The organism is Haemophilus haemolyticus, assembly GCF_003493685.1.
GTDB lineage: Bacteria > Pseudomonadota > Gammaproteobacteria > Enterobacterales > Pasteurellaceae > Haemophilus > Haemophilus haemolyticus_O.
This window is the reverse complement of the sequence record NZ_QQJW01000037.1, coordinates 1-368: the sequence shown is the minus strand read 5'-3', so window position 1 is coordinate 368 and position 368 is coordinate 1. Positions and strand designations below refer to the sequence as shown.

1 rRNA gene is annotated in these 368 nt (G+C 37.5%); it reads right to left on the bottom strand.

Annotated features, from left to right (window positions below):
* A 23S ribosomal RNA gene (locus DV434_RS10675) occupies window positions 1-105 on the bottom strand; the annotation flags it as partial.
* Window positions 106-368 lie beyond the last annotated feature (263 nt).

Below are 368 nucleotides of genomic sequence, written 5' to 3'. Positions count from 1 at the left end.
GATTAAACGCCTCTTATCGACTCATCCAAGCTTTTCGCAGATTAGCACGTCCTTCTTCGCCTCTGATTGCCAAGGCATCCACCTTGTACGCTTAGTCACTTAACTATACAACCTCAAATGTTTTCAATCACTTTACGTTTTCACTTCAAAGTGCGGTCAATTTGATGCGTATCTTCATTCAACTAAACACTTGATTGCTTTTGTTCAATCAAGATTTTATGCAAAACAGGTTTGCTTCCAGAGTTCCCTCTTTCACTTTCCTGCCTTGCCTACTCAGACTTTCTCTCGAAAATCTCTTGTTTTCAGCTTGTTTCCAATTTTTTAAAGAACAGTTGATAAAACTTTTCAGTTATCATCGTTAAATAAAC